At 68.4% G+C, this 15,624-nt stretch carries 17 protein-coding genes; 8 read left to right on the forward strand and 9 right to left on the reverse strand.

The window, feature by feature from the left end:
• Positions 1-101: 101 nt before the first annotated feature.
• From GO615_RS18990 to serB, 3 genes are all read left to right on the forward strand, one after another.
• A complete protein-coding gene (locus GO615_RS18990; RefSeq protein ID WP_169130903.1) occupies positions 102-1,262 on the forward strand; it encodes an NAD(P)/FAD-dependent oxidoreductase in 1,161 nt (386 codons plus the stop codon).
• A 272-nt stretch (positions 1,263-1,534) separates the two neighbouring features.
• Entirely contained in the window at positions 1,535-2,614 is a 1,080-nt protein-coding gene (locus GO615_RS18995; protein ID WP_169130905.1) for a 3-deoxy-7-phosphoheptulonate synthase, read from the forward strand.
• A complete protein-coding gene (gene serB / locus GO615_RS19000; RefSeq protein WP_169130907.1) occupies positions 2,611-3,441 on the forward strand; it encodes a phosphoserine phosphatase SerB in 831 nt (276 codons plus the stop codon). Before GO615_RS18995 ends, serB begins: the two co-directional genes overlap by 4 nt.
• A gap of 109 nt (positions 3,442-3,550) precedes the next feature.
• Here the strand turns inward: serB and GO615_RS19005 are convergent, their stop codons facing one another.
• Both GO615_RS19005 and yaaA read right to left on the reverse strand, forming a co-directional pair.
• On the reverse strand, positions 3,551-4,678 hold the full coding sequence (locus GO615_RS19005) for a M14 family metallopeptidase (protein ID WP_169130909.1): 1,128 nt from the start codon (positions 4,676-4,678) through the stop codon (positions 3,551-3,553).
• A 10-nt stretch (positions 4,679-4,688) separates the two neighbouring features.
• The gene (gene yaaA / locus GO615_RS19010) at positions 4,689-5,474 is read right to left on the reverse strand and encodes a peroxide stress protein YaaA (protein ID WP_169130911.1); all 786 of its coding nucleotides are present in this window, start codon (positions 5,472-5,474) and stop codon (positions 4,689-4,691) included.
• A 124-nt stretch (positions 5,475-5,598) separates the two neighbouring features.
• On the opposite strand from yaaA, the gene bioA reads away from it, so the two are divergent.
• The 5 genes from bioA to bioD are packed head-to-tail and all read left to right on the forward strand — an operon-like array spanning position 5,599 to position 10,323.
• Complete coding sequence (gene bioA / locus GO615_RS19015) at positions 5,599-6,933, forward strand: adenosylmethionine--8-amino-7-oxononanoate transaminase (protein WP_169130913.1); 1,335 nt, start codon at positions 5,599-5,601, stop codon at positions 6,931-6,933.
• A 5-nt stretch (positions 6,934-6,938) separates the two neighbouring features.
• Positions 6,939-8,099, forward strand: a complete 1,161-nt coding sequence (gene bioF / locus GO615_RS19020; protein ID WP_169130915.1) for an 8-amino-7-oxononanoate synthase — start codon at positions 6,939-6,941, stop codon at positions 8,097-8,099.
• Entirely contained in the window at positions 8,096-8,845 is a 750-nt protein-coding gene (locus tag GO615_RS19025; RefSeq protein WP_169130917.1) for an alpha/beta fold hydrolase, read from the forward strand. The genes bioF and GO615_RS19025 overlap by 4 nt, the downstream gene beginning before the upstream one ends.
• The gene (locus GO615_RS19030; protein ID WP_169130919.1) at positions 8,838-9,653 is read left to right on the forward strand and encodes a methyltransferase domain-containing protein; all 816 of its coding nucleotides are present in this window, start codon (positions 8,838-8,840) and stop codon (positions 9,651-9,653) included. Before GO615_RS19025 ends, GO615_RS19030 begins: the two co-directional genes overlap by 8 nt.
• The gene (gene bioD / locus GO615_RS19035; RefSeq protein ID WP_169130921.1) at positions 9,646-10,323 is read left to right on the forward strand and encodes a dethiobiotin synthase; all 678 of its coding nucleotides are present in this window, start codon (positions 9,646-9,648) and stop codon (positions 10,321-10,323) included. Before GO615_RS19030 ends, bioD begins: the two co-directional genes overlap by 8 nt.
• A 20-nt stretch (positions 10,324-10,343) precedes the next feature.
• On the opposite strand, the gene GO615_RS19040 is transcribed toward bioD, so the two are convergent.
• From GO615_RS19040 to lpxD, 7 genes are read right to left on the reverse strand one after another with little or no spacing between them, the layout of a single operon-like run.
• Positions 10,344-11,138 carry a TrmH family RNA methyltransferase gene (locus GO615_RS19040; protein ID WP_169130923.1) on the reverse strand — a complete coding sequence of 265 codons (795 nt, stop codon included), beginning with the start codon at positions 11,136-11,138 and terminating at the stop codon, positions 10,344-10,346.
• A gap of 24 nt (positions 11,139-11,162) precedes the next feature.
• Positions 11,163-11,618 (reverse strand): CopD family protein, encoded by a 456-nt coding sequence (locus tag GO615_RS19045; RefSeq protein ID WP_169130925.1) that lies wholly within the window; start codon positions 11,616-11,618, stop codon positions 11,163-11,165.
• Positions 11,615-12,229 (reverse strand): ribonuclease HII, encoded by a 615-nt coding sequence (gene rnhB / locus GO615_RS19050; protein WP_169130927.1) that lies wholly within the window; start codon positions 12,227-12,229, stop codon positions 11,615-11,617. The genes GO615_RS19045 and rnhB overlap by 4 nt, the downstream gene beginning before the upstream one ends.
• A complete protein-coding gene (gene lpxB / locus GO615_RS19055; RefSeq protein WP_169130929.1) occupies positions 12,202-13,377 on the reverse strand; it encodes a lipid-A-disaccharide synthase in 1,176 nt (391 codons plus the stop codon). The genes rnhB and lpxB overlap by 28 nt, the downstream gene beginning before the upstream one ends.
• A gap of 4 nt (positions 13,378-13,381) precedes the next feature.
• Positions 13,382-14,152, reverse strand: coding sequence for an acyl-ACP--UDP-N-acetylglucosamine O-acyltransferase (gene lpxA, locus GO615_RS19060; protein WP_169130931.1), 771 nt, complete (start codon positions 14,150-14,152; stop codon positions 13,382-13,384).
• Positions 14,149-14,586 (reverse strand): 3-hydroxyacyl-ACP dehydratase FabZ, encoded by a 438-nt coding sequence (fabZ, locus tag GO615_RS19065; protein WP_169130933.1) that lies wholly within the window; start codon positions 14,584-14,586, stop codon positions 14,149-14,151. The genes lpxA and fabZ overlap by 4 nt, the downstream gene beginning before the upstream one ends.
• A gap of 5 nt (positions 14,587-14,591) precedes the next feature.
• Complete coding sequence (gene lpxD, locus GO615_RS19070) at positions 14,592-15,614, reverse strand: UDP-3-O-(3-hydroxymyristoyl)glucosamine N-acyltransferase (protein ID WP_169130935.1); 1,023 nt, start codon at positions 15,612-15,614, stop codon at positions 14,592-14,594.
• Positions 15,615-15,624 lie beyond the last annotated feature (10 nt).

Here is a 15,624-nt window from a genome sequence, read left to right on the forward strand (position 1 = left end):
GCCCCGACTCACCCCCGACCCCAACGTCGCAAGGGGTGGCGGCAGGCCCCAACCGCTCCGCGCTCCCGAACAATCACAACGCCCGCAGAGAGACCGCATCCATGACCCAGCCCATCGTCATCGCCGGCAGCGGCCTTGCCGGATACAACCTGGCGCGCGAATTCCGCAAGCTCGACCGCGACACGCCGCTGATGATCCTGAGCCGTGACGCGGCCGGCTTCTACTCCAAACCGATGCTTTCCAATGCACTCTCGGCTAACAAGACCGCCGAGAGCCTCGTCATGAAGTCCGCCGAGAAGATGGCCGGTGAAGTGCTGGCGACGATTCGCCCCCACGTCGAGATCGCGTCCATCGAAACGGCAAACCGCGTCGCGGTGCTGACCAGCGGCGAACGCATCGCCTACCGCGACCTCGTCCTCGCCATCGGCGCGGATCCCATCCGCCTGCCCATCGCCGGCGACGGTGCGGCGGACATCCTCTCCGTGAACGACCTCGACGATTTTTCCCGCTTCGCCGCGCGGCTCGACGGCGCGAAGCGCATCGTCGTCCTCGGCGCGGGCCTGATCGGCTGCGAGTTCGCCAACGACATGCTCGCCCGCGGCATCGCCCCCACCGTCATCGACATCGCCGCGTGGCCGCTCGGCCGCCTGCTACCCGAAGCCGCGGCCGCCTGGTTCCGCCAGCAACTGGAAGCGGCCGGCGTCGGCTTCCGCATGAAGGTCTCGGCCACCACCGTGGAAAGGAACGGCAACGCCTACCGCGTCACCCTCGACGACGGCAGCATCCTCGACGCCGATCTCGTGCTCTCCGCCGTCGGCCTGCGCCCGCGCACCGCGCTCGCTGCGGCTGCCGGGTTGACCGTGAATCGCGGCGTCCGCGTCGACCGCCGGCTCGCCACGTCCGACGCGCACATCCACGCACTCGGCGACTGCGCCGAGGTCGAAGGCCTGGTCCTGCCCTTCGTGATGCCGATCATGCACCAGGCGCGCGCGCTCGCCGCCACGCTGGCCGGCAAGCCGACGCCGCTCGCCTACCCCGCGATGCCCGTCGTCGTCAAGACCCCTGCCTGCCCGACCGTCGTCTGCCCCCCGGCCGCGAATGCCGAAGGTCGCTGGCACATCGAACCCGCAGCGGACGGCGAGGCGGGCGTCGAAGCACGGTTCCTTGCCCCCGACGGCACGCTGCTCGGCTTCGCCCTGCTCGGCGCAGCCACTGCCCGCAAACAGGCGCTCACGGCACTCGCCCCCGCCGCGCTCGCCTGACACGGCGGCCGCCCCAGGGGAATTGCATGGAGGCGCTTTTCGCCAGTTTGTCTCACGCAGCGCCTGGAAGCACAGATCCGTAGGGCGGGTGGGGCCGAAGGCGTATCCCGCCATGCGGCACCTGGGCCGCTTCCGCCCCCAGGACTGGCGAAATACGCTGCGCTCCTCCCGCCCTGCACCGGTTCTGCGATTAACCCGGCAAACTCGCGCCCCCGCGAAGCCTCCTCGCTTCGGGTTACAATCGTCTTCTTTGCTGCACTGCGGAGCGCGCCATGCCTGTCGCCAATACGGACAACCTCAACATCGTCGCCCTTGATCACATGCCCTCGCCCGAGGAGATCAAGGCACGCGTCCCGCTGACCGAGAAAGCCGCCGAGACGGTTCTGGCCGGTCGCCGGGCGCTTAACAAAATCCTGGACCGTAAGGACAACCGGATCTTCGTCGTCGTCGGTCCGTGCTCGATCCACGACCCGGTCGCCGGCGTCGACTATGCCCGCCGCCTGAAGGCGCTCGCCGACGAAGTCTCCGAGACCATGCTGATCGTCATGCGCGTGTATTTCGAAAAGCCGCGCACCTCGACGGGCTGGAAGGGCTACATCAACGACCCCTACATGGACGACTCCTTCCGCATCGACGAAGGCATGGAGAAGGCGCGTCGCTTCCTCATGGATGTGAACGAGATCGGCCTGCCCGCCGGCACCGAGGCGCTCGACCCGATCGCGCCGCAGTACTACGGCGACCTCATCTCCTGGACCGCGATCGGCGCCCGCACCTCGGAGTCGCAGACCCACCGCGAGATGTCCTCCGGACTATCGACCCCGGTCGGTTTCAAGAACGCGACCGACGGCGACCTCGACGTCGCGATCAATGCCATCGTCTCGGCCTCGCATCCGCACAGTTTCCTCGGCATCAACGGCCAGGGCCAGTCGGCCATCCTGCGCACGCGCGGCAACCGCTACGGCCACGTCGTGCTGCGCGGCGGCGGCGGCCGCCCGAACTACGACACCGTGTCGATCTCGCTCGCCGAACAGGCCCTCGCCAAGGCCAAGCTGCCGCAGAACATCGTCGTCGACTGCTCGCACGCCAACTCGTGGAAGAAGCCCGAATTGCAGCCGCTGGTGATGAAGGATGTCATCCACCAGATCCGCGAAGGCAACCAGTCGGTCGTCGGCCTCATGATCGAGAGCTTCATCGAAGCCGGCAACCAGCCGATTCCCGCCGACCTGTCGCAGCTCAAGTACGGCTGTTCGGTCACCGACGCCTGCGTCGGCTGGGACGACACCGCCGAGACGATTCGCAAGGCCCACGCCGTCCTGCGCGACGCGCTGCAACGCCGGAGCCGCGCCGAATGAATCTAGTCGTGCAGGGCGATGACGTCGATTCGGTCGCCCTGAAAACCGTCGCAAAGCTCACCGGCGCCAGCGCCATCGAACAGATCAACCCGCAGGCCTTCCGCCTCGTCGGCGCGCATGAGCATGGAGAAGTCGAAGCGGTATGCGCCACCGCCGCGCTCGACTGGACCTGGGTCGAGCCCGGGCGTCGGCTGGCCGACTTCGGCCTCTTCGTCACCGACATGGACTCGACCCTGATCAACATCGAGTGCATCGACGAGATCGCCGACATGCAGGGTCTGAAGGCAGAAGTGGCCACGATCACCGAGGCCGCGATGCGCGGCGAGATCGACTTCACCGAATCGCTCACGCGCCGCGTAAGTCTGCTCGCCGGCCTGCCTGAATCCGCGCTGACGGAAGTGTACGAACAGCGCCTGCAGCTCAACCCCGGCGCCGAACGCCTGATGCGCGGCCTCAAGTCGGCCGGCATCCACACCGTGCTCGTGTCGGGCGGCTTCACCTATTTCACCGAACGCCTCAAGGCCCGCCTCGGCTTCGACGAAGCCCACGCCAACCAGCTCGAAGTCGTCGAGGGCAAGCTTACGGGGCGCGTCAGCGGCCCGGTCGTGGATGGCGCAGCCAAGGCTGCCCACCTGCGCGCCGCCCGCGAACGCCTCGGCCTGCGCCCGGAACAGGTCATCGCCGCCGGCGACGGCGCGAACGACCTGCCGATGCTCACCGAAGCGGGCTTCGGCGTCGCGTTCCGTGCCAAACCGCTGCTGCGCAAGGCGGCGGACTGCCGCCTCGACCACGTCGGTCTCGACGGCCTGCTCAACCTGTTCGCGTAGCACACACCGTGGGAGCGGCTTCAGCCGCGAATGGGCCGTGCAGTCTGCGATAGCCCGATTCGCGGCTGAAGCCGCTCCCACATGACCGCTCACACTGCGACGCTCCGTATCAACCACCCTCCAGATGCGCGAGGATCGCATTGAGCATCGCCGCCCCCAACCGCTTGCTGCGCGCACTGCTCCACCCCGTATGGCCGTCGGGCATGTTCGCGTTGTCCTTGAACGGCATCTCCAGCGTCAGCGAAACGCAGCCGAAGCGGTGCGCCACCCATTTGCTCGCCAGCGTCAGCAGCTCCTCGCCGAAACGCCCCGGCTTGTAGCCGTGCTCGGTCTGAAAATCGGGGCTCGCCGCCGAAAGGGCCGCGACCATCCGTGACTGCCGCGCTGCCGCCTCGGCGGTGAAACCCGGCACCTCTTCCGCGGTAGAGAAGAACACGTAGGGCAGCGCCTCGTCGCCGTGGATGTCGAGGAACAGGTCGCAGCCCGTCACCTCCATCGCGTTCCGCACGTGGAAGACCTCCGGGCTCGCCTGCTCATCGGGCGTGCGCCATTCGCGGTTCAGGTTGCGCCCCACCGCGTTCGTACGCAGGTTGCCGTGGATCGCCCCGTCCGGATTCATGTTCGGCACGATGTAGAGCACCGCCTTTTCGCGAATCCGGCGCGCGACCGGGTCCGCCGCATCCAGCAGGCGCTCCAGCAGACCTTCGATGAACCACTCGGCCATCGTCTCGCCCGGATGCTGGCGAGCGAGGATCCACACCGGCCGGTGTGCCGGCGATTCCCGCCCGACGACGATGCGGTCGAGCTCCCGCCCTTCGACCGTCGATCCGACGCTGTCGACATGGGCGAAGGGAGAAGTCTCCGCCCAACCGACGAGATCGAGATGGCGCTCGTAGGAATACGGCTCGAAATACGCGTAATACACGCTGTCGTGTGCCGGCGCGTGCTCGACGATCAGGTGGCCGTCCTCGTAGCGTGTCGCCGCGACGCGGAACCAGTTGCGCCGGTCGTAGGACGCGACGCAGCGGTACTCCGGCCAGCCGTCCGGATACGCCGCCTCCGCGGCATTCTCGAACACCATACGCAGGCTCTGCCCGGCCGCGCCCTGGACGCGGAAGTGGAACCACTGGCGAAACTCCGCCGCATTGTCCGCGCGCAGGCGCAGGCGGATGTCCTCCGGGTTGTCGAGGCTCAGCACCTCGACTGCACCGGAGTCGAAGCTGGAACTGATCTTCATGTCCGCCCCCTCACTCGACGCGCCGGCGGAACACCAGCGTGTCCTTGTCCGACGCCTCCGGCGCGAATACGTAGCCGTCCAGATCGAACCCCTTCAGCCCCTCGACATCCTCGACGCGATTGCGGATCGCGTAGCGGCACATCAGGCCGCGCGCACGCTTCGCGTAGAAGCTGATGATCTTGTAGCGTCCGCCCTTCCAGTCCTCGAACACCGGCGTCACGACCGGCGCCGACAACTTCGCCGGCATCACCGACTTGAAGTACTCCTCGGACGCCAGATTGACCAGCACCGGCACCGCCCCCGCCTCGCGTTCGTGCGCGAGCAGGCCGTTGAGCGCCACGGTCAGCTTGTCGCCCCAGAAGGCATAGAGGTTCTTCCCGCGCGCCGTCGCGAGCCGCGTGCCCATCTCCAGACGATAGGCCTGCATCAGGTCCAGCGGCCGCAGCAGGCCGTACAGGCCCGACAGGATGCGCAGATGCCCCTGAGCCCATTCGAGCTCTGCTGCCGACAGCGTCGTCGCGTCGAGCCCGTCATAGACGTCGCCGTTGAATGCCAGCACCGCCTGCTTCGCGTTCGCGAGCGAGAACGGCGGCGCCCAGGTCTCATAGCGCGCCACGTTGAGCGTCGCGAGCTGGTCGGAGATATCCATCAGGGCAGAAACCTCGGCAGGCGACTTCTCGCGCATCACCGCGATCAGTTCGGCCGCATCCGCGAGGTAGTCGGGCTGCGTATGCACTTGCGTCACCGGCGGCGTTTCATAGTCGAGCGCCTTGGCCGGGGAAATCACGAAAATCATGGGAAAGGTTTCTTCGGATTGGGGATGCCACATGTTAGCAAATCGCACACGCAGTGCCGGAGCGGGTTTGACAGGAAACCCCGGTTGCGCGACATTTCCCGGTTGCACGCCGCCGGAAGCCCTGATGCACGTCCCCTCCCCGCTCGACCGATCCCTGCTCGACCGCTCCCTCAAGTCCGTCTGGCACCCCTGCACGCAGATGAAGCAGCACGAAAATCTGCCGCTGGTGCCCATCGTGCGCGGCGAAGGCCCGTGGCTGATCGATGCGGACGGAAGGAGGCTGCTCGACGGCATCAGCTCCTGGTGGGTGAACCTCTTTGGCCACTGCAACCCGCGCATCAACGCCGCCCTGCGCGACCAGCTCGAGCGCCTCGAACACGTGATGCTCGCCGGCTTCACGCATGAACCGGTGGTCCAGCTCTCCGAGCGCCTCGCCGCCCTCACCGGCCACCGCCTAGGCCACGCCTTCTACGCCTCGGACGGCGCCTCCGCGACCGAGATCGCGCTGAAGATGAGCGCCCATTACTGGCGCAATGTCGGCCGCCCGGAAAAATCGCGCTTCGTCAGCCTCGCCGGCAGCTACCACGGCGAGACGGTCGGTGCGCTCGCCGTCACCGACGTCGCGATCTTCCGCGACGCCTACGCCCCGCTGGTGCGCCCCGGCAGCATCGTGCCCACGCCCGACGCCCGCCTAGCCGAGCCCGGCGAATCGGCGGCCGACGTCGCCCGCCGCGCCGCGGCCGCCCTCGAAGCGCACCTTGCCGAACACCACGCCGAAACCGCCGCGCTGATCGTCGAACCGCTCGTGCAGGGCGCCTCCGGCATGGTCATGTACGACCCCGAATACCTGCGCCTCGCCCGCGCGCTGTGCGACCGCTACGCGGTGCACCTCGTCGCCGACGAGATCGCGGTCGGCTGCGGCCGCACCGGCACCTTCTTCGCGTGCGAGCAGGCCGGCATCTGGCCCGACTTCATCTGCCTGTCGAAAGGCATCTCCGGCGGCTACCTGCCGCTGTCGCTGGTGCTCGCGACCGACACCATCTACGCCGCCTTTTACGACGACGCGACGACGCGTGGCTTCCTGCACTCGCACTCCTACACCGGCAACCCGCTCGCCTGCCGCGCGGCGCTCGCGACGCTCGACATCTTCGAACAGGACGACGTCCTCGCCGCCAACCGCGGCCTCGCCCAACGCCTGGGCGACGCGGTCCGCGCCCGCTTCGGCGATCATCCGGCGGTCAGCCACCTGCGCCAGCGCGGCATGATCCTCGCGTTCGACGTCGCAAGCGAGCGCCCGGACTTCTCGCGCCGCTTCTTCTCGGCCGCGCTCGAACACGGCGTACTGCTGCGCCCGATCGGCAACACCGTGTATTTCATGCCGCCCTACGTGCTCGACGACGGCCACGTCGCCCACCTCGTCGCCGGGGCCGCCACCGCGCTCGCCGAAGCCCTCGCCTGATACCCATGTTGCTCGATTCGCTGAAGGCCGACCTGGCCGAACTCGATGCCCAGTCCCTGCGTCGCGTGCGCCGCAGCCTCGACACCCCCTGCGGCCCACACGCGCGCGTCGACGGCCGCGACATGCTCGCCTTCTGCAGCAACGACTACCTCGGCCTCGCCGCCGAACCCGAACTCGCCGCTGCGCTCAAGGCCGGGGCCGACCGCTGGGGCAGCGGCTCGGGCGCCTCGCATCTGGTCAGCGGCCACTACACCGTGCACGACGAACTCGAACGCCGGCTCGCCGCCTTCGTCGGCTGCGAGCGCGCGCTCTACCTGTCGACCGGCTTCATGGCCAATTCCGGCGTGATCCCCGCCCTCGTCGGCCGCGGCGACGCGATCTTCGCCGACCGCCTGAACCACGCCTCGCTCGTCGACGGCGCGCTGCTCTCGCGTGCCGACCTGCACCGCTACCCGCACGCCGACCTCGGCGCACTCGAACGCGCGCTCACCACTAGCACTGCGAAGCGCAAGCTCATCGTCACCGACTCCGTGTTCAGCATGGACGGCGACGTCGCACCGCTCGCCGGACTGCTGGAGCTGGCCGATCGCTTCGATGCGTGGCTGATGGTCGACGACGCCCACGGCTTCGGCGTCCTCGGCCCGGACGGCCGTGGTGCACTGCGCGAAGCGGGCCTCGCGTCGTGGCGCCTCGTCTATATCGGTACCCTCGGCAAGGCCGCCGGCGTCTCCGGCGCCTTCATCGCCGGCCACGGCGACGTGGTCGAATGGCTGATGCAGAAGGCCCGAACCTACATCTTCACGACCGGCGCGCCGCCCGCCCTCGCGACGGCCCTGCTGAAGAGCCTGGATCTCATCGAGCACGGCGACACGCGCCGGGTGCATCTCGCCACCCTGATAGAACATCTCCGCACCGGACTGCAACTGCGGCGCTGGCAACTGATGCCCTCGCGCACCCCGATCCAGCCGGTTGTGATCGGCGACAACGCCGAAACGGTCGCCGCCGCCCGCGCGCTGTGGGACGCCGGCCTGTGGGTCCCGGCGATCCGCCCGCCCACCGTCCCGCAAGGCAGCGCCCGCCTGCGCATCTCGCTCACCGGCGCGCACACCCATCAGGACGTCGAGCGCCTCGTCGCCGCGCTGAACGACCTGGAGCACAGCGCTTGAGCGCCCTGCCGCTGGTCCTGCTGCACGGCTGGGGCCTGACCCCGAGCGTCTGGCGCGGCCTGCGCGAAGCCCTTCCGTCGCGCGCCGTCACCCTCGCGCCCGCCCTGCCCGGTCACGGCAACGCGCTCCCGGCGCCCTCCGCCGATCTCGCGGCGTGGAGCGACGCACTGCTTCCCGCCCTGCCGGACCGCGCCGCGCTGTGCGGCTGGTCGCTCGGCGGCCTGATCGCGCTCGACCTCGCTCGCCGCCATCCCGAACGGGTCGCACGCCTGATCCTGATCGGCAGCACGCCCCGCTTCGTCGCCCGCAGCGATGACGGCCCGTGGCCACACGGCCTCGACGCGGCAACCGTCGCTGCCTTCAACGCGAACTTCGCAACCGATCCCGCCGGCACGCAGAAGAAATTCGTCGCACTGCAGTCGCTTGGCGACGCACGCCGGAGGGCCGTTGCGGGAGAACTCGCGGCCGCCCTCGCCGACACCGGTCCCGAGCGCGCCCCGAGCCTCTCCAGCGGGCTGGAAGTCCTCGCGAACACCGACCTGCGCGCCTTCATCCCGGAGATCCGCCAACCCGCACAGCTGATCCACGGCGCAAGCGATGCACTGATGCCGCTCGCCGCAGCGGAATGGCTCGCGCAGCAACTCCCCGACGCACGGCTCGCAATCTTCGACGACTGCGGCCACGCCCCCTTCCTGTCACGTCCGGACGAATGCGCCGCACTCATCGCGGGAAGCCTCGATGACTGAGCGCCGTCGCCACAAGCAGCAGGTACGCAAGGCCTTCGACAGCGCCGCCGACAGCTACGATCGCGCAGCCGCCGTGCAGCGCGAGGTCTGCCATCGCCTGGCCACCCTCGCAGCGACCACGCCCCCGTCCGGATCCGTGTCCCGCATCCTCGATGCCGGCTGCGGCACCGGCTTCGGCCTGGACCTGATCGCGCGAGCCCAGCCGGACGCCCACATCGTCGCGCTCGACTTCGCCCCAGCCATGCTCGCGCGCGTGCGCCAGAACAGCTCCGCCTCAACGATTTCACCGCTGTGCGCCGATTTGGAAGCACTGCCCCTCGCCGCCGGCAGCCTGGATGCGGCCTGGTCCAGCCTCGCACTCCAATGGTGCGACCCCGCACTCTCCCTCGCCCAAATCGCCCATGCACTGCGCCCCGGTGGCGTCGCCTGGATCGCCACCCTCGGCCCGGCCACGCTGTGGGAGCTGCGCGAAGCCTTCGCACGCGTCGACGAGGCGAGCCACGTGATCCGCTTCCACCCGCCGGCCTACTGGATCGCCGCCGCGGAGAAAGCCGGCCTGACGGCCGTCGCCAGCGACCTGGAGCCCGCCTACGCCCTGGCGCCCGACCTGCGCGGCCTCCTGCGCGACATCAAGGCGATCGGCGCCCACAGCGTCGGCGAACAACGGCGCCGCAAACCCCTCGGCCGCGCCGCATGGCGCACGCTGGAAGCCGCCTACGAAACGCACCGCCGGCCCGACGGCCAGCTGCCCGCCACCTACGACCTTATCCTGCTAGCCCTCAGGAAACAGGAGACCGACCATGACTGAGCGCCGCGCCTGGTTCCTCACCGGCACCGACACCGAAATCGGCAAGACCTTCGTCACCTGCGCGCTGCTGCACGCCGCACGCGCCGCCGGCCACCAGGCGGTCGGGATGAAGCCCATCGCCGCCGGCGCCGACCTCGTCGATGGCGAGCGTGTGAACGAAGACGCCGCCCGCATCCGCGCCGCCGGCAGCTTCGATCCGGGCCTGCAGCTGCTGAACCCCTATTGCCTGACGAGCCCCATCGCCCCGCACATCGCCGCCGCGGAGGAAGGCGTCAGGCTCGAACCCGCACGCATCCTGCGCGCCTTCGAGGAGCTCGCCGTACGTGCCGATGTTGTCATCGTCGAAGGTGTCGGCGGCTTCCGTGTCCCGCTCGACGAACGCTACGACACCGCTGACCTCGCCGTGGACTTCGCGCTGCCCGTGATCCTCGTCGTCGGCATGCGCCTGGGCTGCATCAATCACGCCCTGTTGACGGTCGAGGCGCTGGCTGCCCGCGGCCTGCAGCTCGCCGGCTGGATCGCGAACCGCGTCGATCCCGCGATGCTGCGTTTCGATGAAAACCTCGCTGCGCTGAAAGCGAGGATTCCCGCCCCTCTGTTGGGAGTTGTCCCACACTTCGCGGATGGCGATCCAGCGAAGGCGAGCGACGCACTGCGCCTGCCGGACTGATACCGCGCCGCAGTACCCGACTACGCGCGCCCGTCCGCACGCCGCTGGCGCACCTGCTCGAACAGACAGATCGCAGCCGCCGCCCCGACATTCAGCGACTCCACCGCCCCCGGCATCGGAATCACGACCAGTCCGTTCGCCAGCGCCGCAACCTCATCAGACAGTCCCTGCCCTTCCGCCCCGAACAGCCACGCGACCGGCCCGCGCAGGTCGCAGTCGTAGAGCTCCCGCGCCCCCGCACCGAGCCCCGTCGCGAGGATCTGCCCCGGATAGCCGCGCAGCGCCTCGCCGACCTGCACATGCTCATGAATGTTCAGGCAGAAGTGCCCTCCCATCCCGGCGCGCAGCACGCGCGGCGACCACGCCTGCGCACAGCCGGGCGTAAGCAGGACCTCCTTCAGCCCCGCAGCCGCAGCCGTTCTGAGAATCGTGCCGAGATTTCCCGCGTCCTGCACGCCATCGAGGACGAGCACCGATTCCCGCAGCCCCTTCGGCATCCGCGCATGGGGAATGTCGATCACCGCAAGGATGCCCGACGGTGAATCCACCGGGCTCACATGCGCGAACAACGGATCGGTGAGCTGCAGCGCTGGCAGAGCACCACAGCGTGCGATGATCGCGCCGATCTCGGGCCGTTGCAGCCCCTGCTCGCTCACCGCGATCTCGCGCAGGGGCCAGCCCGCATCGAGCGCCGCCTGAACCAGATGGGCGCCATCCAGCAAGGTCGATCCACTGCTGCGGCGCTCGCGCGCCGAGGTCGCGAGCGCGTGCAGGCGCTTCACATTGGCGTTGTCACGGGAGGAGATCGCTTTCAAGCCGGCACCGAAAAACCGCGCGTCTCAGACGCCCAGCCCCAAGGTCGCGATCGCCACCGTCACCGCGCCGAGCACGATGTTGAACCCGACCCGTTGCCGGATCTGGTTGAGCGCCACCGCGCCCGCCGCCCATTCCTCGCACGCCACGGCCGCGCGCAGGCGCCGCCATGGGCCGAACCAGATGGACAGGAACACCGCAATCATCACCAGCCCCGTCAGCATCATCGCGTGCCAGGCGCGTGGCGCATTGCCGAACCCGACCTCGATCAGCCTGCCGATACCGGTCACCGGGAGCAGCACGATCGCCCCCCACACCATCGGGAAGAAGCGCTCGAACACGCCCACCCACAAGGGCAGGCGCTGCGACGGCGGCAGCGCGGTCGCAGCCGGCCGCAGGCACAGGTACGCGAAGGCCATGCCACCCACCCACACGATCACGCTGGCCAGATGGAGGAAGAGCACCAGATGTCGAAGTGTCACAGCAAGGTCCCCGCAGGCCAGAGTTCGGGATTGTCGATCAGCGCCCGCACGGGACCGAAACTGCGCCGATAGCAGCCGATCACCCCGTGCTGCCGCAAGGCAGCCAGATGCGCCGCGGTCGGATAGCCCTTGTGGGCCGCGAAGCCATACTGCGGGAAGGCCGCATCCAGCTCCAGCATCTGCGCGTCGCGCACGGTCTTGGCAAGGATCGAGGCGGCTGCGATCGCCGGCACCGTCGCATCGCCCTTCACCACCGCCTCGCACGGAACATTCAACTTCGGGCAACGGTTGCCGTCGACGCGCACCAGATCGGGCGCCCGCCCCAGCGCTGCGACGGCCCGCTGCATCGCGAGCATCGTCGCATGCAGGATGTTGAGCCGATCGATCTCATCCACCGTCGCCTCCGCCACCGCCCAGGCCAGCGCCCGCTCGCGGATCACCGGCGCCAATCGATCGCGCGCACGTTCGCTGAGCTTCTTCGAATCGTTGAGCCCCTCGATCGGCCGCGCCGGATCAAGGATCACCGCCGCCGCAACCACCGACCCGGCGAGCGGCCCGCGCCCCGCCTCATCGACGCCGCAGATCAGGCCGGTTGCCGGGACGGATTCCATTCTGGCGTCCTGTTGAGGTAGGGAAGGATCGCCGCCGCCGCCTTCTCGGCGGTGTTCTGGCGGAGTTGCCGGTGCAGCGCGTCGAAACGCTCGGCGAGCTGAGCACAGCCGTCGGGATCGCCGAGCCAGCGTTCGAGCGCGTCCGCCAGCGCCACCGGCGTCGCATCGTCCTGCAACAGCTCGGGCACCACGGTCTCGTTGCACAGGATGTTCGGCAGGCCCACCCACGGCAGATAGGCCATGCGCTTCATCAGCCGGTACTGCCACTTGCCGATGCGGTAGCTGATGACCATTGGCCGCTTCAGCAGCGCCGCTTCGAGGCTCGCCGTGCCGCTCGCGACGAGCACTACGTCGGCCGCCGTCATCGCCTCCACCGAATGCCCGAACAGCATGCGGATCGGCAGCTCCCCTGCCTGCGCGCTGCACAGCGCCGCGGCGAACAGCTCGCGCGTCTCGCGCGTCGCCAGCGGAACGACGAAGGACAGCTCCGGGTGGCGTTCAAGCAGGATCTTCGCCGTTTGGATATAGGTCGGTGCCAGATTCCGCACCTCGGACTGCCGGCTGCCTGGCAGCAGGGCAATCACCCGCCCCTCGGCCGGCAAGCCCAGGAGTTCGCGCGCCTGCGCGCGATCCGGATGCAGCGGGAACGCGTCCGCCAGCGGATGGCCGACATAGCTGACCGGAACACCTGCCCGCTCGTACAGCGCCGGCTCGAACGGGAAGAGGCACAGCATGTGCGACACCGAACGCGCGATGCCCTTGATCCGCCCGCCGCGCCATGCCCAGATCGACGGACTGACGAAATGGATCGCCGGCATGCCCGCGGCGCGGACCTTCCCCTCCAGCCAGAGGTTGAAGTCGGGTGCGTCGACACCGATGAAGGCGTCGGGCCGCTCGGCCTTCACCTGCTTCAGCAGCGTCCTGCGTATCCCCGAGAGTTCGCGATAGCGCTTCAGCGCATCGACATAGCCATGCACCGCGAGCAACTCGCACGGCCAGCGCGCATCGAAGCCCTCGGCCTGCATCTTCGGCCCGCCGATGCCGAAGAATTCCGCATCGGGGATCTTGTGCCGGATCGCCCGGATCAGGTGACTCGCGAGCAGGTCTCCCGAAGCCTCGCCCGCCACCATCGCAATGCGGATTGCCATGGCGTCAGCGGACGATACCGCGCCCCGACGCAGAGATGAAGTCGGCGAAGGCTGCGACCTCCGCATGCTCGGCGGCGATCTCGCCGACGCGCGCACGCGCATCGTCGAGGCTCAGACCAGCGCGGTACAGCGCACGGTAGGCGCGCTTGATCGCGGCGATGCCGTCGGCCGAATAGCCGCGCCGGCGCAGCCCTTCGCTGTTGATGCCGTGCGGCTTGGCGGGGTTGCCCGCGACCGTCACATACGGCGGCAGGTCCTGCAGCAGCACGGTGCCGACACCGCAGAAGCTGTGCGCGCCGACGCGCACGAACTGATGCACGCCCGTGAAGCCGCCGAGAATCGCCCAGTCGCCGACATGCACGTGTCCCGCGAGCGTCGCATTGTTCGCGAAAATCGTGTGGTCGCCGACATGGCAGTCGTGCGCCACGTGCACGTAGGCCATGATCCAGTTGTCGCTGCCGATGCGCGTGACCCCCGCATCCTGGCTGGTGCCGACGTTGAACGAGCAGAATTCGCGGATCGTATTGCGATCGCCGATCTCGAGCCGCGTCGGCTCCTCGTCGTATTTCTTGTCCTGCGGCGCGGCGCCGATCGAGCAGAACTGGAAGATCTCATTGTCGCGGCCGATCTTCGTGCGCCCCTCGACCACGACGTGCGGGCCGATGCGAGTGTTGTCGCCGATCTCGACGTGCTCGCCGATGATCGAGTACGGGCCGATCGAGACGTTTTCCCCGAGCCTGGCACGGGGGTGGACAATGGCGCTCGCGTGAATCATGACAGGGTCTTGAGCGCGCACATCAGTTCGGCTTCGGCTGCGATCTCGCCGCCAACGCGCGCAACGCCCTTGTACTTGTAGATGTTGCGCTTGCCCTGCGTGATCTCGACGTCGAACTGGAGCTGGTCCCCGGGCACGACGGGGCGCTTGAAGCGCACGTTGTCGATGCCCGCGAAATACACCACCGAATTCTCGTCCGGCTTGATGCCCATCGTCTTGAACGACAACAGCGCAGCGGCCTGGGCCATCGCCTCGACGATCAGCACGCCCGGCATCACCGGATGATGCGGGAAATGCCCCGGGAAGAAGGGCTCGTTCATCGTGACGTTCTTCAGCGCCAGGATGCGCTTGCCTTCCTCGAGCTCCAGCACCCGGTCCACGAGCAGGAACGGGTAGCGATGCGGCAGGTATTGGAGAATTTCGTTGATGTCCATGGAGCTCACTCAGGCTTGTGTTCTTCGAGGCGTTGTTCGAGGGCGCGTATTCTATCCACGAGCGCGTCGAGATGGCGCAGATGCGCAAAGTTTTTGACCCAGTCGGCGTGGCCCTGCACCGGGAGGTTGGCGGTATAGACGCCGGGCTTGGCGATCGACTTCGTGACCAATGTACCTGCGGACACGACGACGTCGTCCGCGATGTTGAGGTGACCGATGATCCCGGCCTGGCCGCCGATCATGCAGCGAGCCCCGATGGTCGTGCTGCCCGCCACCCCTACGCAGCCCGCGATCGCCGTGTAGTCGCCGACGCGCACGTTGTGGCCGATCTGGATCTGATTGTCGAGCTTCACGCCATTGCCGATCACGGTGTCGTCGAGCGCGCCGCGGTCGATCGTCGTGTTCGCGCCGATCTCCACGTCGTCACCGATTACGACACGTCCGACCTGCGGAATCTTGATCCAGCTGCCGTCGCGTTCGCGCGCAAAACCGAAACCGTCGGATCCGATTACCGCGCCCGAATGCACGATGCAGTCGGCTCCGAGCACGCAGCCGGAATAAATCGAGACGTTGGCATGCAGGCGCGTGCGTGCGCCGATGCTCGCCCCCCTGCCGACACGGCACCCCGGGCCCACCACCACGCCTTCGCCCAGGGTCACGTCGGCCTCGATCGAGGCCCCGGCCCCCACCGACACCGAGGCCGGAACGGGGCACGCGACGCTCGCCATCGCATGCACACCCGGAGCAAACGCCTCGGGCGGATTGAACAGTTGCGCGACGCGTGCGAAATAGGCGTACGGATCCTTGGTGACGATCAGCGGCCGGTCGCTGAGCGATCGCGCAGCCGGTGCGACGATGACCGCCGAGGCCCGACAGGCGCTCAGACGCGACTGATACTTGGGATTCGCGAGGAATGCGAGATCGCCCTCGCCGGCCTGATCCAGTGTCGCAACACGCCGCACGACCGTGGCCGGATCGCCCACCAGTTCGCCGCCCAGGCGGGCGACCAGCTCTTCCAGCCTGAACATGTGGCCCGAC

This window comes from Aromatoleum evansii, assembly GCF_012910805.1.
Classification (GTDB): Bacteria; Pseudomonadota; Gammaproteobacteria; order Burkholderiales; family Rhodocyclaceae; genus Aromatoleum; species Aromatoleum evansii.